General features: G+C 30.3%; 20 protein-coding genes, 1 riboswitch and 2 other annotated features. Of the genes, 2 read left to right on the forward strand and 18 right to left on the reverse strand.

From position 1 onward, the window contains the following. Positions 1 to 51 precede the first annotated feature (51 nt). The 16 genes from LQE93_RS12400 to LQE93_RS12475 form a co-directional block, all read right to left on the reverse strand. Complete coding sequence (locus LQE93_RS12400) at positions 52 to 891, reverse strand: Mrp/NBP35 family ATP-binding protein (protein WP_055265099.1); 840 nt, start codon at positions 889 to 891, stop codon at positions 52 to 54. Positions 892 to 904: 13 nt separating this feature from the next. Next, entirely contained in the window at positions 905 to 1,732 is an 828-nt protein-coding gene (locus LQE93_RS12405) for a hypothetical protein (protein WP_055265101.1), read from the reverse strand. Between the two features lie 136 nt (positions 1,733 to 1,868). Further along, the gene (locus LQE93_RS12410) at positions 1,869 to 3,080 is read right to left on the reverse strand and encodes a DUF7922 domain-containing protein (protein WP_231073864.1); all 1,212 of its coding nucleotides are present in this window, start codon (positions 3,078 to 3,080) and stop codon (positions 1,869 to 1,871) included. A gap of 140 nt (positions 3,081 to 3,220) precedes the next feature. Further along, entirely contained in the window at positions 3,221 to 4,063 is an 843-nt protein-coding gene (gene rsmA, locus LQE93_RS12415; protein WP_231073866.1) for a 16S rRNA (adenine(1518)-N(6)/adenine(1519)-N(6))-dimethyltransferase RsmA, read from the reverse strand. Next, positions 4,064 to 4,618: a ribonuclease M5 gene (gene rnmV / locus LQE93_RS12420; RefSeq protein WP_055265107.1), complete on the reverse strand. Its 555-nt coding sequence runs from the start codon at positions 4,616 to 4,618 to the stop codon at positions 4,064 to 4,066. A 176-nt stretch (positions 4,619 to 4,794) separates the two neighbouring features. After that, entirely contained in the window at positions 4,795 to 5,841 is a 1,047-nt protein-coding gene (locus LQE93_RS12425; RefSeq protein ID WP_186837750.1) for a 3D domain-containing protein, read from the reverse strand. A 230-nt stretch (positions 5,842 to 6,071) separates the two neighbouring features. Next, positions 6,072 to 6,857: a TatD family hydrolase gene (locus tag LQE93_RS12430; protein ID WP_055265111.1), complete on the reverse strand. Its 786-nt coding sequence runs from the start codon at positions 6,855 to 6,857 to the stop codon at positions 6,072 to 6,074. Positions 6,858 to 7,270: 413 nt separating this feature from the next. Continuing rightward, a complete protein-coding gene (locus tag LQE93_RS12435) occupies positions 7,271 to 8,047 on the reverse strand; it encodes a zinc ribbon domain-containing protein (protein WP_231073868.1) in 777 nt (258 codons plus the stop codon). 18 nt (positions 8,048 to 8,065) lie between these two features. Further along, positions 8,066 to 8,386, reverse strand: coding sequence for a hypothetical protein (locus LQE93_RS12440; protein ID WP_055265115.1), 321 nt, complete (start codon positions 8,384 to 8,386; stop codon positions 8,066 to 8,068). Positions 8,387 to 8,391: 5 nt separating this feature from the next. Then, on the reverse strand, positions 8,392 to 8,922 hold the full coding sequence (locus tag LQE93_RS12445) for a sigma-70 family RNA polymerase sigma factor (RefSeq protein ID WP_231073871.1): 531 nt from the start codon (positions 8,920 to 8,922) through the stop codon (positions 8,392 to 8,394). Between the two features lie 304 nt (positions 8,923 to 9,226). Continuing rightward, the gene (locus LQE93_RS12450) at positions 9,227 to 10,678 is read right to left on the reverse strand and encodes a methionine--tRNA ligase (RefSeq protein WP_055265119.1); all 1,452 of its coding nucleotides are present in this window, start codon (positions 10,676 to 10,678) and stop codon (positions 9,227 to 9,229) included. A 445-nt stretch (positions 10,679 to 11,123) separates the two neighbouring features. Further along, positions 11,124 to 13,076, reverse strand: a complete 1,953-nt coding sequence (gene metG, locus LQE93_RS12455; RefSeq protein ID WP_055265121.1) for a methionine--tRNA ligase — start codon at positions 13,074 to 13,076, stop codon at positions 11,124 to 11,126. Between the two features lie 130 nt (positions 13,077 to 13,206). Further along, positions 13,207 to 13,444, reverse strand: a binding site (T-box leader). Between the two features lie 95 nt (positions 13,445 to 13,539). Continuing rightward, a complete protein-coding gene (locus tag LQE93_RS12460; RefSeq protein WP_231073872.1) occupies positions 13,540 to 15,285 on the reverse strand; it encodes a Na+/H+ antiporter NhaC family protein in 1,746 nt (581 codons plus the stop codon). A 123-nt stretch (positions 15,286 to 15,408) separates the two neighbouring features. After that, a riboswitch (Lysine riboswitch) is annotated at positions 15,409 to 15,585 on the reverse strand. An 80-nt stretch (positions 15,586 to 15,665) separates the two neighbouring features. Continuing rightward, positions 15,666 to 16,931 (reverse strand): aminopeptidase P family protein, encoded by a 1,266-nt coding sequence (locus tag LQE93_RS12465; protein ID WP_231073874.1) that lies wholly within the window; start codon positions 16,929 to 16,931, stop codon positions 15,666 to 15,668. Positions 16,932 to 17,015: 84 nt separating this feature from the next. Continuing rightward, positions 17,016 to 17,540 (reverse strand): spore maturation protein, encoded by a 525-nt coding sequence (locus LQE93_RS12470; protein ID WP_055265127.1) that lies wholly within the window; start codon positions 17,538 to 17,540, stop codon positions 17,016 to 17,018. Between the two features lie 13 nt (positions 17,541 to 17,553). Continuing rightward, positions 17,554 to 18,129: a nucleoside recognition domain-containing protein gene (locus LQE93_RS12475; protein WP_055265129.1), complete on the reverse strand. Its 576-nt coding sequence runs from the start codon at positions 18,127 to 18,129 to the stop codon at positions 17,554 to 17,556. A 358-nt stretch (positions 18,130 to 18,487) separates the two neighbouring features. Between LQE93_RS12475 and LQE93_RS12480 the strand changes: the two genes are divergently transcribed. Continuing rightward, positions 18,488 to 18,673: a hypothetical protein gene (locus tag LQE93_RS12480; RefSeq protein ID WP_055265131.1), complete on the forward strand. Its 186-nt coding sequence runs from the start codon at positions 18,488 to 18,490 to the stop codon at positions 18,671 to 18,673. 248 nt (positions 18,674 to 18,921) lie between these two features. Here the strand turns inward: LQE93_RS12480 and LQE93_RS12485 are convergent, their stop codons facing one another. Together LQE93_RS12485 and ileS are read right to left on the reverse strand one after the other, a co-directional pair. Then, positions 18,922 to 19,920 (reverse strand): LacI family DNA-binding transcriptional regulator, encoded by a 999-nt coding sequence (locus tag LQE93_RS12485; protein ID WP_055265132.1) that lies wholly within the window; start codon positions 19,918 to 19,920, stop codon positions 18,922 to 18,924. Positions 19,921 to 20,107: 187 nt separating this feature from the next. After that, entirely contained in the window at positions 20,108 to 23,218 is a 3,111-nt protein-coding gene (ileS, locus tag LQE93_RS12490) for an isoleucine--tRNA ligase (protein WP_231073876.1), read from the reverse strand. Positions 23,219 to 23,383: 165 nt separating this feature from the next. Continuing rightward, positions 23,384 to 23,630: a binding site (T-box leader), on the reverse strand. Between the two features lie 253 nt (positions 23,631 to 23,883). On the opposite strand from ileS, the gene LQE93_RS12495 reads away from it, so the two are divergent. Next, positions 23,884 to 24,105 carry a (2Fe-2S)-binding protein gene (locus LQE93_RS12495; RefSeq protein ID WP_055265136.1) on the forward strand — a complete coding sequence of 74 codons (222 nt, stop codon included), beginning with the start codon at positions 23,884 to 23,886 and terminating at the stop codon, positions 24,103 to 24,105. The last annotated feature ends 142 nt before the right edge of the window (positions 24,106 to 24,247 follow it).

Raw genomic sequence — 24,247 nt, forward strand, 5'->3', positions numbered from 1 at the left:
ACAATACTAATTTTCCCCAGATGGTGATTTTTATGTATCGCTTTTTACTTTTTAATATAATCCTTCAAAAATTAAACTATATAAGCTATTATCTTTTATATATTCCTCTGCTCTTCCTTCGTTGACAGCCTCAGTTAATTCTAAGTTTATAGGTAATTCTCCTAATAAAGGCAATCCTAAATATTCTGCATGCTCCTCTGATGACTTATTGCTAAATACTTTTAATTTCTTATCACAATCTGTACATACTATATATGCCATATTCTCAATTAAACCTTTAATTTTTATATTCATTTTCTCAGCCATAGATACTACTTTCTTAACTATCATAGAAACCATATCTTGTGGCGTTGATACTACTACAAGCTCATATATAGGAAAACTTTGCATTATAGTTAGCGTTATATCTGAAGTTCCTGGTGGCATATCAATTATTAAGTAATCTAATTCTCCCCAATTTGTATCAGTAAACATTTGAGTAAGAACTCCAGTTACTACTGGTCCTCTCCATATAACTGGCTCATCTTCCTTTGGTATTAAAAGATTCATAGACATTACTTTTATTCCACTCTTAGTTATAACTGGTTCAAAAATCGCATTATTTTCATCCACAGCTATCATTCTAGCTCTTTGTTCATTTATACCAAAGAATCTTGGCATTGATGGTCCTGTTATATCGGCATCTAATACTCCAACCTTATATCCTTTTTTAGCTAAATTAACTGCTAAAATTCCTGATACTGTAGACTTTCCAACTCCACCTTTTCCACTTATAACTCCAATTACATTTTTTATTTTTCCATGTTTTATTGATATTTTTCCACAATTATTTTCTGCTGATTTACTAGCATTGCAGCTTGCTTTACTTGAACATGTTGAACAATTTCCCATTTCTCTCTCCTCCTTACCAATCTTTAGGTTTATTGTTTGCTTCACTTACTTTAATATTCCATTCCTTAAATTCATTCACTGCAGTTATGAAATATTCATCAGTATATTTTTGTATTCTATCATTAACAGTTATTTTCGTTTTATAATTTGTACTATCATATCCTCTATTTTTAACTGTTATTACTAAATCAAAATTTTCATCATTGTTTTTTACTAAGTCTATATTAGGAGCTATTTTTCTAGCTTTTTCTAAAAAGCTCTTTAAATCAATTGAAAATACGTATTTTAAACATTCAATATCTCCTTGAATATTTATTCCTATATTATAATCACTTAGCTTTATTTTATCTTTAATAACATTTAATACATCTAAAATTGATTGATAGTATATATAATCAAAATCTCTTGGTTTTCTTATAAATGAAAGATTCTGTATTATTCCTTCATCTAACCTCTTAGATGTTGTGAAAATATCATTATCATTGTAAAAATTACCTTCATCAGAACCAACTACATAATAAAAGTTTCTTACTTCTTCACCTATTTGAAATTCAAATATATAATCAGGCTCTAATGTTGACTTACTTTCGCTTACTTTTGATTTTGCTAAGAGTTGATACATATTTTTTATAGCACTATCCTCTGTTACAATAAACTTAAAACCTGGATCTCTAGTACTTTGAATACTAATTTTACTTACATTATTATTATTTAAAAACTCAAAATACTCATTCCTAATTCCAAATTTTTTCTCTATACTTTCTATAGGATTACATCCTCCTAAGATAGTCATAGTTACTAGAAAAATTGATAACAAAGTTACTTTTGCTTTTCTTGTCATTTTTTTCTCCTTTATATACCTTTTAATTAAAGTAATTAGGAGAAGTATAAATACTTCTCCTAATTATAAATAATTATAATACTTTAATTAATTAATCGCAAACATTAATGTTACATATTTCCTATACATTTCCCAATTATTGCATAGGAACAACCACAGTTGAATTCTTATAATCATAGAACATTAACCAACATCCTACTTCATCACTGTCATTATCATTTACCCATGTAACAAATCCAGTCTTTCCATCATAAGGTTGTTCATCTTTATCTTTCTTTCCTGGAATTCCATAAACTATATATTTTAAGTTTCCTTCAGAATCACATTTATATCCTAACATAAAATATCCATGTTTTTTAATATAAGGATAGTAGTTAAGCATAGGATAATACGCTAAAGTATATTTATTATAATTAGACATATTACACATTTCATATAAATCATTTACAGGAACCTTATACCATTTTGTATATTTAACTTCCTTATATTTACCCTTACATCTTTCGAATCCGTTAGCTACTGCTTCAAAATATTCTCCTATACTACCTCTTATATCAGAAGCATCTGGGTCAAATTCCTTAACAGCTTCTATTTGTTCTTCATACTCTTCAAACTTACCTCTTAAGTTTTCCCTAGGAACATATGGAACTTCCTCTACCTTCGGCTCTTCTACTTTTTCTTCTTCTACTTTAGTCTCTTCTGTATTTACTTCTTCTGCCCTAGGTTCTTCTTGAACCTTATCATTATTATCATCTTTACTAATTGAAGAAATTTCTACAGGTTTATCATCATCATCTCTCTTTTTATGTTCACACTTATCTGATTTCTTTTCTGATTTTTTATCTGACTTTTTATCATCCTTACAGTCATCTTTCTTAGGCTTTTTCTCCATAGTTATTGGTTTATGTTCATTGCATTTTACAACCTTATAATTCTTCCAATTGTCTGAAGGTTGTTCACTATTTAAAAATCCACACATAACATATATAGGTAGTCCATCTTTCATTTTAGCCACAGCAGCTCCACATATCTTATCAAAGCTAACTCCTAATCCACCTATATTAGACGCATCATACTCTTTTGTTATTTCTCCCTTACCAGTATCACTTATTACTATTTTTCCAAGATCGATTATTTGTTTGCAATCTTTCTTACAGCAGATAAGTACCATATGATAATCATCAGTATCTTTTTTCAAGTTTTGAGCATAGAAAGAAACTTTGCATTTTTCTGCTCTTGCTTCAATCTTAGAATATCCTGATAGCGTTTTACCTGTTGCATTAGAATATCCTCTCTCGTCTTCTTGCAATATTATAAAGTTTCTATACAATTTATTGTTACTTGCCACTCTATAGAACCTCCAATTTATATAAATTCCATATATTATATGCATTGCATAGCCAAATATGTTAATAATTAAAACTGAAGAATTTATAATTATTAATTAATGAAAAAAGCCAGCTTTCGCTGACTTTAATTATTAATTATTTAAATTATTTCATTTATACAATTAGATAATGTTGCAAATTCTTGTATAGTTAGTGTTTCTCCTCTTCTCTTAGGATCAACTCCAGCCTTTTCAAATGCCTCTTCTAATTTTTCTTTTGCTGGTCCAATGCTCTTTACGCCATTCCATAAAGTTTTTCTTCTCATATTAAATGAATTTCTTATTATATCAAAGAATAATTTTTCATTATCTACCTTTACTTTTGGTTCATCAAGTTTATCTAATCTTATAACTATAGAATCTACCTTTGGTCTTGGTATAAAACAAGCAGGTGGTACTTTTCTAACAATCTTAGTATTACAATAGTATTGAACCAATAAAGTTAATGCACCATACTCCTTATTACCAGGTTCTGCATTCATTCTCTCTGCTACTTCCTTTTGAATCATTATAGTTAATGATTTAAACTTATGCTTTTCCTTCAATAGCTTTACTATTATTGGAGTTGTAACATAATATGGAAGATTAGCAACTAGTTTTACGCTTTTCTCGTCACCTATTATCTCATCAAAGTTTACTTTTAATGCATCATTATGTATAAGACTAAAATTAGAATATCCTCCTAATTCTTCTGTAAGTATTGGTATTAGGGTATCATCTAATTCTATAGCTACAACTCTTTTAGCTATTTTTAATAATTGAGCTGTTAATGTACCTACCCCTGGTCCTATTTCTATAACTAAATCCTCTGGACCAACATCAGCTCCATCTACTATGTCTCTTGGAACAGATTGATCTACTAAAAAGTTTTGTCCTAAGCTTTTAGTAAATTTAAAATTATATTTTTTAACCAATTCGGCTGTTTTTACATCTTGTATATCCATCTATTTACCCTCTTCTAATTTTTTATCTATTTTATTTATAGCATTTATAAATTCTTCTTTAGTAATTCCGTAATTATTTAATCTAGATAACATTTGATTTGCATTACCATATCCTATTCCTAGCTCTTTTCCTAGTTCAATTCTTCTTGCCTTAGAATTACTATCTCCAGTAAGCTTGAAATAAATCATATCCTCATAATCAAATACTTTTTCTTTTACTTCTAATGTTACCTTAGCTCTATTTAATGCTTCTATTATAACTTCAGGAGTTGCATTTTCTACACCTATATCATCGCCCTTAATTCCGTCTTCTTGAGCAATATAAGCATGCTTTATCCCTGGCACTCTTTTAGCTATTATTTTTCTTATTTTTTCTCCAGCGAAATCTGGATCAGTAAGAACTATTACACCTTTTCTCTTTTGGGCTTCTTTAATTCTTGCTATTACCTTTGCATTAATTCCAAATCCACCAACTGCTATCATTTCTGCATCTACTGCTTGCTTTACTGCAGTAATATCGTCTCTTCCCTCTACTACTATAACTTCTTTAATCAAAGTACTATCTTCCTTTCATAGTATATCTTATATTACTGTATCCCTATATCTCTATTATGTCAAACTTTATAATAGCAAATCCACTCTTATAAAAAATTAGAATTTACATTTTTTATAATATATATTTTTATTTGTACACATATAAAAAGAGGCTAGTCCAAACTAACCTCTTTCCTTTACCATTCTCCTGGATAAGCTAATATATATACAGGCACACCATATTTTCTACCCCAACTGGTAGCGTGATCGTGACTATTTACATATATATCAATTATACTTCCTTGAATAGCTCCTCCTGTATCTGCGGCAACAGCTTTTCCATAGCCATCAACATATACTAATGATCCTAGCGGAATTACTCTTGGATCGACAGCTATAGTACTTATACCATTAGGGTTGTACACTGGAACAGTTCCAGTAGCGGTGATTCCATCACCTGTATAAGCTGTAGACTCACAATACAGAAGTTCTTTATAATCAAGAACCTCTCCACTTCTACTTGCGAAGGTCCTTCTTGTCCCTTGAACAATTATTTCATTTACTGGTTCGGCTACTACCTTAGAACCTACTACTTCTCTAGAAACCTCTTTGCCATCTTTTTTCAGTACTCTATAAGTAATTTCTTTTTGCCCAGGAACTCCTTCTTGTCTAATTTCTTCAACACTTATGTCTAAACTTCCATCTTCTTCTGTAACTGTATCAAATTGAATTGTCTCAGTTGCGACTTCTTTTACCTCTTCAACCTTAACTAATTTAATTTGTAAATTCTTTTGTATTTTTGTATCAAGATTAGGCTCAACCTCATCTATATTCTTTATAAATTCAATTCCTTGTGACTTAAGCGCTTCGTATTCAGCATCTAACATATCTTCTACAGTTTTTTCAGCTGTTAAAATTGATAATTCCTTATCCATTGTTATTAACTGAACCTCTACAGCTTTCGTAATTGTTATCTTTTCGCCTTCTGATAATCTGTCATCTAAAGCTGGCTGCACTTTGTCCTTTTCAGTAAGTTCTATTCCTTGATCTAATACTAGATCTTTAACAGTCCCTTTAAACGTTGTAACTTTTACTTCATTTCCATCTACAACTAACGTTACAGTTTTTCTCAGACTCGCTACAGATAATGCTATAACTACCGTCACAATAGCACATAACAAAATCTTTGCCTTAGGACTATTAGAAAAATTTCTTTTAAGGTATTCCTTACATTTTTCTATCATCTACCTAAACCTCCTTTGGCAAGAGTGTATTTGAATTATATTATAATTCAATACTTTTTGTCAAATTTACCACTCTTACTATATTTAACTACTAAAAATGTACCACTGTACATAAAAAATAAAATAAATAAAATGATAGCTGTTTTTATAGTTATTAAAATGTTAAGTTTTTGATGATATTATGTTAATTGTGATGGAAATAAAAGGAAAACCTGTAGTATTATTTTACTTTACTTTTCTCTTGAAATCAACCTCTCAAAATTCTCATTTAATTTGATATTTGCATTAATCGGGTCAATTTTCTTTATTTCAGCTATTTGTTCTATTATATATTCAATATAATCCGATTTATTCCTTTTTCCTCTATTAGGTACTGGTGCCATATAAGGGCAATCAGTTTCAACTAATAATCTATCAATAGGAATTTCATCCACTACTTCTACTATTTTTTTAGCATTTTTAAATGTAACTACTCCTGTTACTCCTATATAGTAACCTAATTTTACACATTCTTTAGCAAATTCTACACTACCTGAAAAACAATGAACTATCCCCTTAACCTCTGGATATTCCTTCATTATATCTAGTGTATCTTTATGTGCATCCCTATCATGAATAACAACTGGAAGTTTTAACTCTCTAGCTAATTCCATCTGTTCTCTAAAGACTCTTTTTTGAGTTTCTCTATCTGGATTCTCTTCCCAATAATAATCTAATCCTATTTCTCCAATAGCTAATATCTTTTTATTAGAATTAGCCTTTTCTATAATCTCAGCTCTAACGTCTTCATTATAATCATAAGCATCACTTGGATGTATCCCTAATGCCCCATATATAAAATCATACTTTAATGTTAATTCATTAGTTGTCGTTAAGCTTTTTCTAGAGCAAGCACAATTTAATACTCCTATAACTCCAGCTTCTTGAATCTGTTTTAATACCTCTTCTCTATCTTCATCAAAAGCCTCATCATCATAGTGAGCATGTGTATCAAAAATCTTATATTTAGGTTCCATAATATATCTCCTTATTTTTCAATTTAAATCATTATTCTTATTATACCAAAGCTCAAAATTTTGATAAGTATATAAACATTAAATTTCAATCTTATATATTCTTATGTGGAACAAGAATAGGAACAAGCTCCATTTTTTCCTATACGCGTGTATATGCGTGTACGCGCACCTATAATTACTATTACTTATTATTCGTTCTTAATATATAATTCTTGTTCCCTTGTTCCAAACATTAATCAATCCTAGTATTTTAGCCACTTCCCATATGGAACAACAAAAGGAACAAGACCGATTCTTGTTCCTCTTGTTCCACATATTATTCTATTTTTAAAAAGAAGTGCTCTACTTTTAAAACTTGTTCCAAGCTCGTTCCACTTCTTGTTCCAATTTCCTTTATGGTGTAATACCTCTCATTAATTGAATCTTACATAAAATGAACCTTTATAATCATTTAGATAAACTTCTACCTTTTGTCCTGGTTCTACAAACATTCCTTCAGTAAATTCTTCAGCTGAAATCTTATCTGTTTCTGATTTTAAATTTCCATCTTTATCATATAGCTTCACCACTATATCGCCTTTTTCTCTTTCTCCCTTATACCAAAAGCTATGCTGATTAGATGTAATTGTATATTCTAAAACGTCTGTTGTTCTTTCATTAAATACCCTACCTTGATATCCGCTTGTATCAAAAGTGTTAATCTCTTCAGCGTAGCTTCCAGTAATTCCAGAGAAACTAACGTAGCTTACTACGAACATACCCACAAATAAAATTGCTAATACTACTATTATAGAAACTACTATTATAATAGGTTTATTATTTATTTTTCTTTTACTATTAGCTATTTCATCAGGTAGTTCTGTTGTACAATTAGGACAGAATCTCCACCCCGGTTGAACATTTTGTCCACAGTTAGGACAAAAGTTTCCACACCTTTCCCCACAGTATGGGCATAACTTTAAGTCTTTTGGTACTTCTTTTCCACAGTTATTGCATCTTCTTCTATCGCTTCTACTAACTATTGCATAAACTATAATTCCAACTGGAAATGCTATAAATGCAGCTATAGTCCATAGCCACCAATACTCTTCTCCTCTTTTTCTTGAATCAAGAGCAACCCAAATAGCTTGCCATATAAATAATCCAAAAATTATAGCCATAAAAATCATTGGCATAAACATAATTAACATAAAATTTCTCCCCCTTTTCTAATAAGACTTCTTTCTTTTTATTATAGGTATAATAAGTAACATCATCATTGATACAGAAACAAAATAATATCCTATAATTAATTTAGGTATATTCATAATCCTTTTATCAATAACTGCTATCCTAGGCATAATTATAGCTAAGCATGTTATTAGTGATACAAATACAACTATTAATATAGAAATAAAAATCGCTCTTTTTACTCTCTTTCTTTCACGCTTTTTATCAAACTGTTTATCTACTATAGAAAATATGTCTAACTCTTTTATATATCCTAATTTATCTAAGCTTTCATCATTTAACATATTACTATCATCCATTTATATCACACCTCACTTCCTACTAATTTCTTTTTTAACCTTGATGCAGTATAGAACACTCTAGATTTTACAGTTCCCTCAGAACATTTAAATACCTTAGAGATTTCTTCATAAGAATATCCATAATAATGTTTCAATATAAATGATATTCGTTTTTCATAAGGCATTTTTTTCAGCTCTTTAAGCATCTCTTCTACTTGTAACCTATCTAATATAGTGTTTGTTTCATTATTTTCAATATAGCTTAACTCTATTTCATAACTATAATCTATTTTTTTATTTCTTCTTATAATATCTCTATAATAATTAATAGCTATTGATATTAACCATGACTGAAATTTCGATTTCCCTTTGAACTTATTTATATTAACAACAGCTTTTAAGCAAACTTCTTGAACTATATCTTGAGTTAGATCTTCATTAGCAGTCATTTTCAGAGTAAATCCATATAGAGCTTTATAATTATTCTGAAGCAATATGTTCATGGCATGTTTATTGCCATCTTGAGCTTTTTTGATTAGCTCTATCTCCTCCACTCTTAATACCCCCTTAAATTAACTTTCATTATTAAGACGTAATATCTTCAAAATAGTTCATTTTAATTTCAAAAAATTTTGTTAATATTTTCTTTGCTTTTTTGACACTTAATTGACACAAAAAAAGGGTAATATAATACTTGTAAAGTAGTTAAAGCATTATTATTTACCCCTAAAAAACCACCTTAAATGAAACTCAAAATCTCTGATTTTATTAGTTGAAGTTACATTTCAGGAGAAAGAGTTTCCTTATAAAGAATGGTAACTAGAGCCGACGTCCCCCAACTTAGGCTCTAGTTTTTTTTTAATTTCTTTTCTCTTTTAATCTTAAAACTTCATCAATAGCTCTTCTTTTATCAATTCTCTTTAGTTCTAAATCAACCTCTTTTAATATTCCATCTCTTTTTTCTATAAAACTCCATATAGGTTCATTAATACTTAAGGAAGTTCTTATATTTTCACAAATATTAGGCATAAATGGTTCTAATAAATTAGCTATATTAGCTACTATTTGAATATTATTATAGACCTTATTCTTGCAGTAATCAGGATTCTTCTCTGCCATGTCCCATAATAAATTTTCTTTAAAATCTTTATTAGCCTTTCTGCAAAAAGCCATTATATTATTTAACGCACTATTAAAATGCCCCTCTTCAATATCGTCTCCAACGCTAAAATATAAATCTAAAATTTCATTTTTTAAACTTTCCTCTATAATTCCACTTGGTATTCTCGGTCCATAATTTTTTCTTGAGAAAGTTATTACCCTTTGTACATAGTGAGAAAAAGTACTTACCAAATCAAAATTATTTACATTTATATAATCCCTCCATGAAAAATCAGTATCCTTATCTTCTGGAGAGTTTAGCATAAGATAATATCTAAAACTATCTACGTTATAATTCTTTGTAATATAATCAGCCCATAATGCCCAATTCTTAACTGATGAGAATGGTTTTCCTTCTAGTTTTAAATGCTCACTTGATATCATTCTTAAATTAGGATTTTTAATTCCTACTCCACATAAAATAGCTGGGAAAATAACAGTATGGAAAGGTATATTATCTTTTCCGTGAACAAAATAAACCCTTGAATCATCTCCGCTCCAATATTCTTTCCAATCCTCTCCTCTTTCACTTAGACATTTCATACTGGCAGTAAGATATCCCATTACCGCTTCAATCCATACATATATTTTTTTATCTTCATATCCGTCTAACGGTACATCAACGCCCCAATTAAAATCTCTTGTTACAGCTCTATCCCTTAATCCTTCATCAAGATATCTTTTTAATATTTTTTTGGCATTTTCTCTCCATCCATCTTCATTATCAAATATGTACTTTACATCATCCTCAAACTTAGATAAAGCAAAGAATAAATGTTTTGACCCATCTACTATTTCTTCATATATATATCCTTTTTCATATAAATCTAAAATAAATTTTTTTACCTTTTCTTGGTGATATTCAGAATGAGTTTTTTCAAAAATATCAAAAGAAAATCCTAAAGATTTAAAACATTTTTGAAATTCCTTATGATATTTTTCTACAGCTTCTAACGGAGATATCCCCTCTTCTTCTGCTCTATTAGTAACAGGAGTACCATGACAGTCAGTTCCTGATATAAATACAACATTATCTCCCATCATTCTATGATACCTAGCTAAAATGTCCCCAGGTAACCATACAGCAATTCTTCCTAAATGAAGTGGTCCATTAGCATAAGGCCATGCATTTCCTATAATTATATTCATTAAAAAACCCCCTTTTATTGCTACAAAGATGAAAAGTTCACCTACGGTGAAAGTGAAAATATTGCTTTAGCAAAACTTTTCACTATAAAATAAGGAGCCTAATGGCTCCTTTGTTTTAAGTGAAACTTCCTCTATCGTCAAATCAATACACTTATAGTGTAACTTCAAGATACCCAATCACAGACTTGAGCTTTTAGTCAAATTCGACTAGCTAAATCAGAGATTTAGAGTCTAGAGGAAACACCGACTCACATCCGTTCGTCTGTGTAAGTTCGACTGGCTAAATCGGAGATTTAGAGTCTTAAAGGAAACACCGACTCACATCCGTTCGTAGGTGTAAGTTCGACTAGCTAAATCAGAGATTTAGAGTCTTAGAGGAAACACCGACTCACATCCGTTCGTAGGTGTAAGTTCGACTAGCTAAATCGGAGATTTAGAGTCTCACTTATCTTACTTGGCTTCCTGTTGGTAGTTCACCTGGACTTACTAGGTTTAATACACTATCATCGTCTGTAGCTGCAGCAAGTATCATACCTTGAGATAATTCTCCTCTTAATGTTACTGGCTTTAAGTTAGCTACTAAAACAACGTATTTTCCTACTAATTCTTCTGGTTTATAGAATTTAGCTATTCCTGATACTACCTGTCTTTCTTCACCATTTAAATCTACTTTTAATTTTAATAATTTTTTTGCTCCCTTGATTGGTTCACAAGCAGTTACTTTAACTACTCTTAAGTCAAGCTTAGCAAAATCATCTATTGTGATTTCCTCTTTAATTGGAGTTATTTCTCTCTTTTCTTCAACTTTTTGTTGTGCTGCTAATTGTTCTGCTTTTTTCTTTTCAACTACCTCTAATATTGCTTTTACATCTAGTCTTGGGAAAATTGCTTCACCTCTATTAACCTTTGTTCCAGCAGCTGTTCCATCAAATGAATGTAAGCTTTCTAAATCTGTTTTTGAAATATTAACTTGTTCATTGATTTTTGCACTTGTTTCTGGTAAGAATGGTGCAATTAAGCTTGATATAAATCTTATACTTTCACATAAGTTATAAAGTACTGTAGCAAGTCTATCCTTTTGAGATTCATCTTTTCCAAGAACCCAAGGAGTAGTTTCATCTATATATTTATTTGTTCTTCTAATTAAGTTCCATATTTGATCTAAAGCATCTGCAATTCTTAAATGCTCCATCTTATCTGCAACTTTTTTAGGAGTTTCAAGCGCTAATGAGATAAGCTCATCATCCACAGCTTCTTTAACCATTGGTACTGGAATTACTCCATCAAAATACTTTTCAACCATTGTAACTGTTCTAGAAACAAGATTTCCTAAAGTATTAGCTAAATCTGAGTTAACTCTTTCAGTAACTAATTCCCAAGTGATTGTTCCGTCATTATCGAATGGCATTTCATGAAGAACGAAGTAACGAACTGCATCAACACCAAATAATTCTACTAAATCATCAGCGTATATAACATTACCTTTAGACTTACTCATTTTTCCGTCACCTTGTAATAACCATGGATGACCGAAAATTTGCTTTGGTAATGGAATATCAAGAGCCATTAACATAATTGGCCAGTAAATAGTATGGAATCTTAAAATATCCTTACCTATTAAGTGTAAATCTGCTGGCCAGAATTTTGTATACGCTTCTGCATGATTTCCATCTAAATCATATCCTAAACCAGTTATATAGTTTGAAAGAGCATCAAGCCATACATATACAACGTGTTTATCATCAAAATCAACTGGAATACCCCACTTAAATGATGTTCTTGATACACATAAATCTTGTAATCCTGGTAATAAGAAGTTGTTCATCATTTCATTTTTACGTGATTCTGGTTGAATAAACTCTGGATGAGTGTTTATATGCTCAATTAATCTATCTGTATATTTGCTAAGCTTTAAGAAATATGCTTCTTCTTGAGCTGGTTGAACTTCTCTTCCACAGTCAGGACACTTACCATCAACTAATTGTGATGAAGTAAAGAAAGATTCACATGGTGTACAATATAATCCTTCATAGTGACCTTTATATATATCCCCTTGTTCGTAAAGCTTCTTGAATATTTTTTGAACTTGTTTTTCATGATACTCATCAGTTGTTCTGATAAATTTATCATAAGAAGTATTCATTAAATCCCAAATTCCTTTAATTTCACCTGCTATATTATCAACAAATTCCTTTGGTGTAATACCAGCTTCTTGAGCTTTTAACTCAATTTTTTGACCATGTTCGTCTGTTCCTGTTTGGAATTGAACATCATAGCCTTGTAATCTCTTATATCTTGCTATACTATCAGCTAAAACTACCTCATAAGTATTACCTATATGTGGCTTACCTGAAGTATATGCAATTGCAGTAGTTATATAATATGGTTTTTTAGTCATATTTCTTCCTCCTTTTTTCTAATTAATAATTAAGATATAGGAATTTAAATTTTGATATTTTCGTTAAATATTCACTTCTAATTATTAATTTTTAATTATAAAAAAATCCTCTATATAGGTTAATTACCCATATAGAGGCGTTATATACGCGTTACCACTCTATTTTTACATTTATCTCACAATAAATATCTCACTAGGTGACTATCATCACCGTGCAATATAACGGTTGCTACCGTATTATCCTAATCATAAGACTCAGATAATCTGCTCCAAGACCATCTTCATAAAGTTCAATGACGCTAGCTTTCACCAAATCCTAGCTCTCTTTAGACATATTCCTAAACTACTCTTCTTTTCTATGCATTTATTAATTTTATAATATGCTAAAATGTAAAAACTGTCAATAAGCAAAAATAAAAGCTGTGCCCCCATGCACAGCCTTTATATAGCCCCTATTATTTTCTTATTTTGCTAAAGCGCCTGTTTCATCTTCTATGTTAGCTTCATCTACCCTCTTACCAAATATTTGTACCCCAACATATACAGCAACTAGTGCTAATGGTAATACTAGATATATAGGTAATCCTAAACCTGCTGGAATATAACCAAATAATATTGTTATTGTTGCAACAAATAATGAATACCATATTTGTGTATTAACGTGATTTATGTGGTTACATCCTGCACCCATTGATGAAAGTATTGTTGTATCTGAAATTGGTGAACAATGATCTCCAAATATCGCCCCTGTTAATACTGCACTTGTAGAAACTACTATAAATGACATTTCAGGATTAATTGAATGTGCAAGAGGTATTGCTAATGGCATTAATATACTCATTGTTCCATATGCAGTTCCAGTTGAGAATGATATTACTGCTCCTAGAACGAATATTAAACTTGGTAATAAAAATGCTGGTATAGCACCTTGTAAAGCTTCAACTAAATAATATGCAGTTCCAAGTTCTTTAATTACTGAACCTAAAGACCAAGCTAATATAAGAATAACTCCTGTAATAATTAGCCCTTTCATTCCATCTACCCAAGTTTCTATAGCTTCACTTAAAGTAAATATCTTTTTACTAACAGCCATAATTATAGTTACAACTGATGCAAATAATGCTGATTGGAATAATGCTACTGAAGCATCTGCTGCTGAGAAAGCTTCCATTATTCCTGCAAATGACATTGGTGAGTTAGTCATTATTTGTTGAAGTGCTACGTTATCTCCACCCATTATTGAGCTATATCCACTATAGTAGAATGCTACTAGCGCTGAAATAATTAGTGTCCCTATTGGAATAATTGCATTCCATATGCTAAGCTCTACACCTTCTTTTGGTTCTAATTCATCCATTTGTGAAGATGATGCTGCTATCTCTTCAACAATATCTTTATTTCTCTTTCTTGCAGCTATTTCAGCTTTTCTCATTGGTCCAAATTCTTTTAAAGTAACTGCTGTAATAATTATAAATGCAAGAATTAATATGTTGTAAAATCTATATGGTATAGTTTGAAGGAATACTCCAAATCCACTTGCTTCTACACCTATTTGATTAAACCCTTCACCTATTAAGCTAACTTCTAATCCAATCCAAGTTGATATTATTGCAAGCCCAGCTACTGGCGCTGCAGTTGCATCAATTATAAACGCTAATCTCTCTCTTGAAATCTTCATCTTATCAGCTACTGGACGCATTATAGGTCCAACTATAAGTGAATTTGCGTAATCATCAAAGAATACGAATAATCCTAATAACCAAGTTATTAATTGAGTGCTTCTTGCAGTCTTTGCTTTTTTTGCTAAAGCTTCTGCTATAGCCTTAGCTCCACCCATTTTACCTACTAAATTAATAACTCCTCCAATTGCCAATACCTGAAGTATTATACCTGCATTCCATGGATCTGCTAAAGAATTTAATGCTCTTGTAACAAAATCTAAGAATGCTTGTATAAGTGCATAAAACACATTATATCCTGTAAGGCTAATTAAAAAGCTACCTGATAAAATCCCTATAAATAAAGAAATAACAACGTTCTTAGTAATAAATGCTAATACTATCGCTACTATTGGTGGTATTAAAGTTAATAACCCAAATCTTTCTGCATTTACTGCTGCTGGTTCTAACTCACTGGCAAATGCCATTGTTGTTGATAAAGTAAAAATAATCATTGTTAGTAGGATTACTCTAAATCCCGTCTTTTTCATTTTTGTTTCCCCCTAATTAATATATTTTTTGTGAATAATTAAAGGGTTTTGCTTTTGTGCAATAAAAAGAGCCTTGAGTTAACACTCAAGGCCCTAAAATTGCATTAAAAAATTAGGTCTTCCTCAAATGATAGCTCACCACAAAAACAAGTTTGTGACAGTGATATATATATTATATACATCCCCAGCTATACAACCTTAAAGCATTAGTTGTATGCTTCGGCGATAATTCCTTTCCTATTAACTCACAGTGCTTACCTCATCAATAGTACTCTTAAGTATCGCGCCTCTACCTTTATTTATTCACGATTAATTTATTATAATTATACACATTATATTCGTTCTTGACAATACCATTTTATAACTTTTTTCAAGTATATTTATTTAATGTTATTATTATACTTTGCCATAAAAGTTTCTATTTCTTCCACAGTCTTTATCATTCCACTTGTTAAATTTACTACTCCATCTTTCGTTACTAGAATATCGTCTTCTATTCTTATGCCCATATTTTCTTCTTCAATATAAATTCCTGGTTCTACTGTATATACTACACCTTCTTTAAATGTTATATCTCTATGAGGTGTTTCTAAATCATGAGTATCTAGTCCTAAACTATGTCCAATGCTATGAAAATAATACTTACTAACCTCTGATTTTTCTTTTATAAGTCCAAGTTTAATACATTCTTCAGCTATTAGATCAGTAGCTTTTTTATTGATATCTCTAAATGTTTTTCCTGGTTTTATATCATTTATTATTTCTTCGTTAACCTTTAAAACAGCATTATAAACAGCTTTTTGTCTCTCTGTAAATTTTCCGTTTACAGGGAAGGCTCTCGAAATATCTGCATTGTAAAAGTTATATTGTGCTCCTAAATCAAACTGAATTAAATCTCCGTCTTTTAATTCTGAATCATTTGCTACATAGTGTAATGTAGCTGCATTTTTTCCTGCAGCTGCAATAGTTTTAAATGCAAAATCCTTTACCCCATTATTTTTACATACAAAATCAAAATATGATTCTAATTGATATTCTTTTATTCCTGCTTTAGAATTTTTCATTAAAGCTTCAATACCTTCGATAGTTATTGATATAGCTTTTTTTATGTTATCAACTTCTTCTTCACTTTTTACTAGTCGTAATTCTCCAAATATACTAAATATATTTTTAATCATTACTTGTGGATATTTAGAAATTATATCCTTAGCAAATTCATTTGCTATACTAGATGTTGAAGAAATACTATCTCTTTCTAAATCTAAGTATAGATTCACTTCTTCTTTTAAGCAAAGCAATCTATGAATCTCTGAATCAAATTGACTTTTAAATTTTACGTCTTCAATACCACTAATTTCAGTAGCTTCATCTTTACGAATACTCTTTCCTATCCATCTTTCTAAATCAGGGTCTATATCTTTTATAAATAATGTACTCTTCTCACTTCCACCTACTTTACTCATTACAAGAATATGATTTTCTTCACTTATTCCTGTTGAATAGTAAAAGTTTCTATTAGGCGTAAATGGGTATGCTTCATCTGCAGTCTTTTTAGGCGCATTACCTGCAAATAAAATCACAATTGAATTATCTTTTATTTTTTCAAATAATCTTTTTCTATTATTTTTAAAAAAATCTGCCTTCATATACTTTTTCTCCTTTGCGTATTAAATTAACAGCTACAATTAATAAATATTATATCTATAAAAACAAAATTTTTCCATAAACTTTTAAAATATAAGAATTTTTACCATTAATATTGCCATAATAATTGCTGTCATATCAGCCATCACTGCAGCCCAAACTGTATGTCTTACTTTTTTAATTTTAACTGCACCAAAGTATACCGTTACAGTATAAAATATAGTTTCTGTAGTTCCCATTATTACTGATGATACTAACCCTATAAACGTATCTGGTCCATAATTTTTAAGTATATCAGTAAATATTCCCATAGCTCCACTTCCTGACAGAGGTTTTACTAAAACAAGAGGAACTACTTCTTTAGGTAAACCTATTAATCCTGATATAGGAGAGATAAGATTATTTAACATATCTAAAAGCTTAGCTTCCCTAAATATATGAACCGCCAAAATCATAGCTAAAAGATAAGGAAAAATATTCATACATACCTTTAATCCATCTTTTGCACCTTCAACAAACCAATCATAAACCTTTCTTCCCTTAAACATCCCATAAGTTATTATTATAAATACTATTATAGGAATTATACTTTTAGTTATATATTGAAACATACTCTATCCCTCCTTAAAAATATCTCTGAAGAATTTTAGCACATATAACACCTACAATAGCCGCCACCGTGGTTGATATAATCGCAGGTAAAATTATTACCCCAGGATTTGTAGACCCTGCTGCCGCTCTTATAGAAATTACCGTGGATGGTACTAACTGAACACAAGCCGCGTTAAGTACAAGAAATAACGCCATATCATTACTAGCTCTTCCTTTATCTCTATTTAATCTATCCATTTCTTCCATAGCTTTTATCCCAAAAGGTGTAGCAGCATTTCCTAACCCCATCATATTAGCAGTTATATTCATTACAATTGCCCCTAATGCTTTTTCATCCTTTGCTGCTTCCTTAAAAATCACTTTAAGTATCGGTTTCATAAGCTTTGCTAACTTCTCTGTTAATCCACTTTTTTCAGCAACCTTCATTACTCCACACCAAAAGCACATTAATCCAACTAAACTTATAATAAAAGTAACGGTACTATCTATAGAACTAATTATTGTATTAGACATAGCTTCCCCATTGCCAGTAAATATACTAACTAGTATTCCTAGAAAAATCATTATAAACCATATGTAATTTATCATTTACTATCCCCCCAATTTAATTAATAGTTAATAGTTAAGATTTAGTAGTTATTAGCTTTTATAAAACCGTTCCTTATTTTTATTAATAGTGTAAAATAACAAATTAAAAGTTATGGATAAAACAACTCCGTAATTTTTTATATTATGTTTTAAATTCAGTTCAGCTGAATTTACACCCCAACTTTTACTTTTAACTATTAATTTTATAAACGCGTGGAACTGTTGATTTTTCACTTCTTAACTTTTCTCTTTTAACTGTTAACTATTTAAAATATATGCCTTGCAACGTCTATTTATTAGTGATAGGATAAAGATAAATACTATATTAGTTTTACTTTAAATATAAGGAGATGTACCGATGAAAGAATCAAACTTAAAATTAGCTCAAAGAGACATAGAGGAAGCATTAAAAACGGTTGAAGAAATGGAAGAATTCGTTGATACAATAGATGCCCCAAAAGAAGTTTTAAAGGAAAAATTCTATACTTTAACTCAAAAGGTACAACAATTAGAAGATATATTAAAAAATGAAGGAATATTATAAAATAACATATTTTATTCAAAATAAAAAAAGATAGCTTACCCATAGCTATCTTTTTATTATCTTGTTTACTAAATTATTATTACACCCATTTAACTTATACTCTCATAAAATAACACATACATAGTTGAATTTTTTAACCCATTTTATTTTATTTAGTAAACGTTCTCAACCTTATGTATATAGTTTACCATATTTTCTTTATTATTACAATCTTTATAAATAAAAAAAAATAAGTCGTATAAAACGACTTATTTACAACTTTCTCTTTGTATTAACTTATAATCTAATACATATTGACCTTCTTCTAAAGGTTTATTATTTAAGATTTTAATTAACATTCTCATAGCTACAGATCCCATATCATAACTTGGTTGATTTACTGTAGTTAATCTTGGATAGAAATATGATGCTACAGCGTTATTATTAAATCCTATAACACTAACGTCATCTGGAGTATTAATTCCCTTTTCTCTTAATCCATTTATAACTCCCATAGCTATTTCATCTGATGCACATACAACCCCTTCAAATTTTTTAGAAAGGCTTAAGAATTTTTCCGCAGCATCACTACCTGTCTTGTATTTAAGATTTTGAAGGTATACTAAATCTTCATCAACTTCTAATCCAGCTTCTTTTAAAGCTTTTTCGTATCCTAAGAATCTATCTCCCCAAGCATTAGCTACCTCTTTCTTTACTCCTACAAAGGCAATATTTTTTATTCCTTTTTCAAGTAAATGCTTAGTTGCTTCATATGAAGCCTCTATGTTATCTATAGTTACGCTTGGTAATCTTCCTTCTCTGTCTTTTGTTTCAACTAAAACAGTTTTTAAATCTAAATCATTAATAATATCTAGAGATTCTTCTTGTAATGAAGAGCTCATGTAGATAACTCCATCTACCATTTTCTCTTTCAATACTCTTAAGTAATCTTTTTCTTTATCGTAGTCAAAGTCTGAGTTACATAATATAACGTTATAATCATATATATTAGCAACATCTTCTGCTCCTCTAACTATTTCAGGATAAAATCCACTTGATATATCTGGAACTAATATTCCTATTGTCTTCGTTCTTTGAGTCTTTAAGCTTCTAGCTACGATATTTGGTCTGTATCCTAATTTCTTTATTGCATCCAATACCTTTTTCTTTGTATCTTCATTTACAACATCTATATCATTAAGTACTCTAGAAACCGTAGCTATTGAAACGCCCGCTTCTCTTGCAACATCTTTAATAGAAGTAGCCATGTCAACATCACTCCATTTTTTTCATTTTAATTATTAATTATACCGTTTTTTCATTAGTTGTACAAGAACATATAAGTATTTTATTAATATAATATAATTTTGAACTAATTTATCTATCTTTATATATTCTTTCAAAAAAAGAAGGGAATTATGAGTTAATTCCCTTCTTTACCATAATATTTTTAAATTATTTAACTACTTCTACTGTCATATTTAATTTTTCACCATTAATAACAGTTTCAGTATAATCATAATCTCCATTAAATACTATTTCTTGAGTTAAAGTTTCTTTCTTTATAGTATCAGCAAACTTTTTGATAACGCCTTCTAGCATTTCGTTTCCTGCTACATATAAATTAATCTTATCTGCAACTTCAAATCCTTTATCTTTTCTCATATTTTGAATCTTAGAAATCATTTCTCTTACGTGACCTTCTTCTCTAAGTTCTTCTGAAATATGAGTATCAAGAACAACACCTATTGAACCTTCACCAGCAAATGCATATCCTTCTAAACCTTGCATTGTAACTAATAAGTTTTCCTTATTAAGTTCAATTTCAGTTCCATCAACATTTATAGTTACTGTTTCCCCATTTTGGATAGCTTGAGCTAATTCCATTTGGTTTCTAGCAGCTATTTCTTTTCTGATTCCAGGTATCATCTTACCATAAGCTCTTCCTAATACAGGTAGGTTTGGCTTGATTTCAAAGTTAACGTATTTAGAAAGGTCAGCACCAAATTCTACTTCTTTGATATTTAACTCATCAGTTATGATATCTCCGTAGTATTCTGGAAGTGAATCTGTTGAAATAAGCATCTTAGAAAGTGGCTGTCTATTCTTAATGTTAGCACCATTTCTTGCACTTCTTCCAAGCTTAACTATTGTGTAAGCTAAATCCATTTCCTTTTCTAAATCTTTATTTATAGCACTTTCATCAACTTGTGGCCATGAACATAAGTGAATGCTTTCTGGAGCATTATTGTCTAATCCAGCTACTAAGTTTTGATAAATATTTTCTGTTATAAATGGTACGAATGGAGCTGCAACCTTTATTAAAGTAGTTAATACTCTGTATAAAGTTACATAAGCACCAATCTTGTCATTAGTTAATTCTTCTGACCAGTATCTACCTCTGTTTCTTCTTACATACCAGTTTGATAACTCATCTGTGAAATCTTCAATAGCTAAAGCAGCTTGAGTTATTTGGTATGAATCTAACATAGAATCAACGTCCTTAACTAATGTGTTAAGCTTAGACATAATCCATTTATCCATAACATTTTCTGATACGAAATCAGCATAGTTAAGCGGATTGAATTGGTCTAATTCAGCATATAGAACGTAGAATGAGTAAACATTCCATAATGTTCCCATAAACTTTCTTCCAGCTTCACCAACATCATCAACTGAGAATCTTGTTGGTAACCATGGAGCACTTGCAGTGTAGAAATGCCATCTTGTAGCATCAGCACCTTGAGCATCTAATACTGTGAATGGATCTACAACATTACCCTTAGATTTTGACATCTTTAAGCCCTTCTTATCTAGAACGTGACCTAAAACTATACAGTTTTCAAATGGATTTCTATCAAATATAGCAGTTGAAATTGCTAATAATGTGTAGAACCATCCTCTTGTTTGGTCAACAGCTTCTGATATAAATTGAGCTGGGAAGTTTTCCTCGAATAATTCCTTATTTTCAAATGGGTAGTGTAATTGTGCAAATGGCATTGAACCTGAGTCAAACCAACAGTCAATAACTTCGTTAGTTCTTGTCATTTCTTTTCCACACTTTTCACACTTTAAGTGAACATTGTCTATATAAGGTTTGTGTAATTCGATATCTTCTGGAACATTTATTCCCTTTTCTCTTAATTCTTCGATGCTTCCGATACATTCTTTATGTCCGCATTCACATCCCCAAATTGGAAGTGGAGTTCCCCAATATCTATCTCTTGAAATACCCCAGTCGATAACATTTTCTAAGAACTTACCAAATCTACCTGTTCTTATGTTATCTGGGTACCAGTTAATCTTATTATTGTTTTCTAAAAGCTTATCTCTTAGAGTTGTCATTGCAACAAACCAGCTTTCCTTTGGATAGTAAAGAAGTGGTGTGTCACATCTCCAACAATGTGGATATGAGTGAAGGTGTCTTTCTGATTTAAATAACTTGTTGTTTTCTTCAAGCCATTTACAGATGCTTTCATCACATTTCTTAACGAATTTTCCTGCCCATGGAGTAACTTCTTCTACGAATCTACCTTCTCTGTCAACTAAGTTAATGAAAGTGATTCCATTAGCTTTAGCTACTAAGCTGTCATCTTCACCGTAAGCTGGAGCTATATGAACTATACCAGTACCATCTGATAAAGTAACGTAATCACCGTGAATTACTTCAAATGCTTTACCTTCAACTTTACCGAAAGGCATTAATTGTTCATACTTAGTTCCTAAAAGTTCAGTTCCAGGGAATTCTCTAACTATTTCATAATCTTCGCCTAAAACTTTCGCTGCTAAATCTTTAGCTAATATTAATGTTTCTTCTCCAACTTTTGCTTCTACATAAGTGTATGCTTTGTTTATACATAAAGCTAAGTTTGAAGGTAATGTCCAAGGAGTTGTTGTCCAAGCTAAGATATACTTATTCTCTTCTCCTTCAACTTTAAATTTAGCTATACAAGTTAAGTCCTTAACGTCTTTATATCCTTGAGCAACTTCGTGAGATGATAATGCAGTTCCACATCTTGGGCAGTATGGCATTACTTTGTGTCCTTCATATAAAAGACCTTTATCCCACATTTGTTTTAATGCCCACCAAACTGATTCGATGTATGGGTTATGATAAGTTACATATGGATTTTCCATATCAACCCAATAACCGATTTGGTTAGTCATCTTTTCCCACATACTTACGTAAGTAAATACGCTTTCTTTACATTCTTTAACGAATTTTTCAACTCCGTACTCTTCTATTTGTTCTTTACCTGAAATTCCAAGCTTCTTTTCGATTTCAAGTTCAACTGGAAGTCCGTGAGTATCCCAACCAGCTTTTCTTATAACCTTATATCCCTTCATAACCTTGTATCTTGGGATTATATCCTTCATAACTCTTGTTAAAACGTGTCCTACGTGAGGTCTACCGTTTGCTGTTGGAGGTCCATCATAGAAAGTGAAATATTCACCATCTTGGTTCATATCAAAATTCTTTTTTATGACATTTCTTGCAGTCCAAAGATTTGCAACTTCTTTTTCTAAGCCAACAAAACCATTTGGAAGTTCTACTTTTTTGTACATATTGCTTCTCCCTTCTCTTAATGTAATTACTTATTTTGCTTTAAATTGAAATAATAAATATTTTTACATTATCCTTAGTATCAACATCTTTAGTATCAACCTTTAAATAAGAAAAATTACTTAAATTAAATATATATAATTTTTATATAATAAAAAAACTCCATCCAAAAGGACGAAGTGTTATTCGCTATACCACCTATGGTTATTAAGCTCACATTATATATAAAACGAGCCATATCTTCAGATACTATCATATCCTATCCTTTAACGCAGGATTACGGGATAGCTTAATTGTCAAACTTTCAGCCTCCAACTCATAGGTGATTTTCTTAAAGCATTTCTATGATTTCACACCAACCAATCACTCTCTTAAAGAAAAAACTTAAATACTTTTCCTAATCATAGTTTTTAACGGTTCTATTATATATTATGAAAAGTTCATTGTCAATTACATCCAAAAACTGTTTTATTTTATAATATTAGTTTTAATAAAATACTTTACTATCAAAAGACGAATAATAATAGCATACTTGGTATAAAGTTTGCATTAATAATCATTATTAATTAATATTGACTTTTGTTTTTTCTATTATTATAATTAAATCATAGATTATTATATTAGTTCTCTAATAAGATGGTTCTTAATATTTAGGAGTGGATACACTATGGAAAACAATAATTTAAATCAAGAGATTCTTGATAAGATAACTAAGGTTTGTGTATGTAAAGCTATTTCTAGAGCAACAATTAAAGACGTAATAGCTAAAGGAGCTCATACTGTTGATGATGTTGTAAAAGTAACTGGTGCTTGTACTGGTGGCTGCAAAGGCTTTAGATGCAAAGATAAAATTCAAACTTTAATAAACGATCATTTAAATAGTAATTAACATTAACTTTAATATACATATCCCCAAATATGTAGAATATCCTATAATTATATTGTAGGATATTTTTTTGCAACTAAAATGAACTAGCAATATAAAATATTACTAGTTCATCTACAGTAGCATAGGTATTGAGTTATCTTTA

Origin of the sequence: Clostridium sp. NSJ-145, assembly GCF_021044725.1 — a bacterium.
Taxonomy (GTDB): domain Bacteria; phylum Bacillota; class Clostridia; order Clostridiales; family Clostridiaceae; genus Clostridium; species Clostridium disporicum_B.

Excerpts from the sequence above, each read along its gene's own strand:
- LQE93_RS12480 (WP_055265131.1), top strand. The coding sequence starts at position 18,488 with ATGAAAGAATCAAACTTAAAATTAGCTCAAAGAGACATAGAGGAAGCA.
- rsmA (WP_231073866.1), bottom strand. The coding sequence starts at position 4,063 with ATGGATATACAAGATGTAAAAACAGCCGAATTGGTTAAAAAATATAAT.
- ileS (WP_231073876.1), bottom strand. The coding sequence starts at position 23,218 with ATGTACAAAAAAGTAGAACTTCCAAATGGTTTTGTTGGCTTAGAAAAA.
- LQE93_RS12430 (WP_055265111.1), bottom strand. The coding sequence starts at position 6,857 with ATGGAACCTAAATATAAGATTTTTGATACACATGCTCACTATGATGAT.
- LQE93_RS12465 (WP_231073874.1), bottom strand. The coding sequence starts at position 16,931 with ATGAAGGCAGATTTTTTTAAAAATAATAGAAAAAGATTATTTGAAAAA.
- LQE93_RS12400 (WP_055265099.1), bottom strand. The coding sequence starts at position 891 with ATGGGAAATTGTTCAACATGTTCAAGTAAAGCAAGCTGCAATGCTAGT.
- LQE93_RS12435 (WP_231073868.1), bottom strand. The coding sequence starts at position 8,047 with ATGTTAATTATGTTTATGCCAATGATTTTTATGGCTATAATTTTTGGA.
- metG (WP_055265121.1), bottom strand. The coding sequence starts at position 13,076 with ATGACTAAAAAACCATATTATATAACTACTGCAATTGCATATACTTCA.
- LQE93_RS12440 (WP_055265115.1), bottom strand. The coding sequence starts at position 8,386 with ATGGATGATAGTAATATGTTAAATGATGAAAGCTTAGATAAATTAGGA.
- LQE93_RS12425 (WP_186837750.1), bottom strand. The coding sequence starts at position 5,841 with ATGATAGAAAAATGTAAGGAATACCTTAAAAGAAATTTTTCTAATAGT.
- LQE93_RS12495 (WP_055265136.1), top strand. The coding sequence starts at position 23,884 with ATGGAAAACAATAATTTAAATCAAGAGATTCTTGATAAGATAACTAAG.
- LQE93_RS12485 (WP_055265132.1), bottom strand. The coding sequence starts at position 19,920 with ATGGCTACTTCTATTAAAGATGTTGCAAGAGAAGCGGGCGTTTCAATA.
- LQE93_RS12470 (WP_055265127.1), bottom strand. The coding sequence starts at position 17,540 with ATGTTTCAATATATAACTAAAAGTATAATTCCTATAATAGTATTTATA.
- LQE93_RS12460 (WP_231073872.1), bottom strand. The coding sequence starts at position 15,285 with ATGAAAAAGACGGGATTTAGAGTAATCCTACTAACAATGATTATTTTT.
- LQE93_RS12450 (WP_055265119.1), bottom strand. The coding sequence starts at position 10,678 with ATGAATATAATTATAGGAAATGCATGGCCTTATGCTAATGGACCACTT.
- LQE93_RS12475 (WP_055265129.1), bottom strand. The coding sequence starts at position 18,129 with ATGATAAATTACATATGGTTTATAATGATTTTTCTAGGAATACTAGTT.
- LQE93_RS12405 (WP_055265101.1), bottom strand. The coding sequence starts at position 1,732 with ATGACAAGAAAAGCAAAAGTAACTTTGTTATCAATTTTTCTAGTAACT.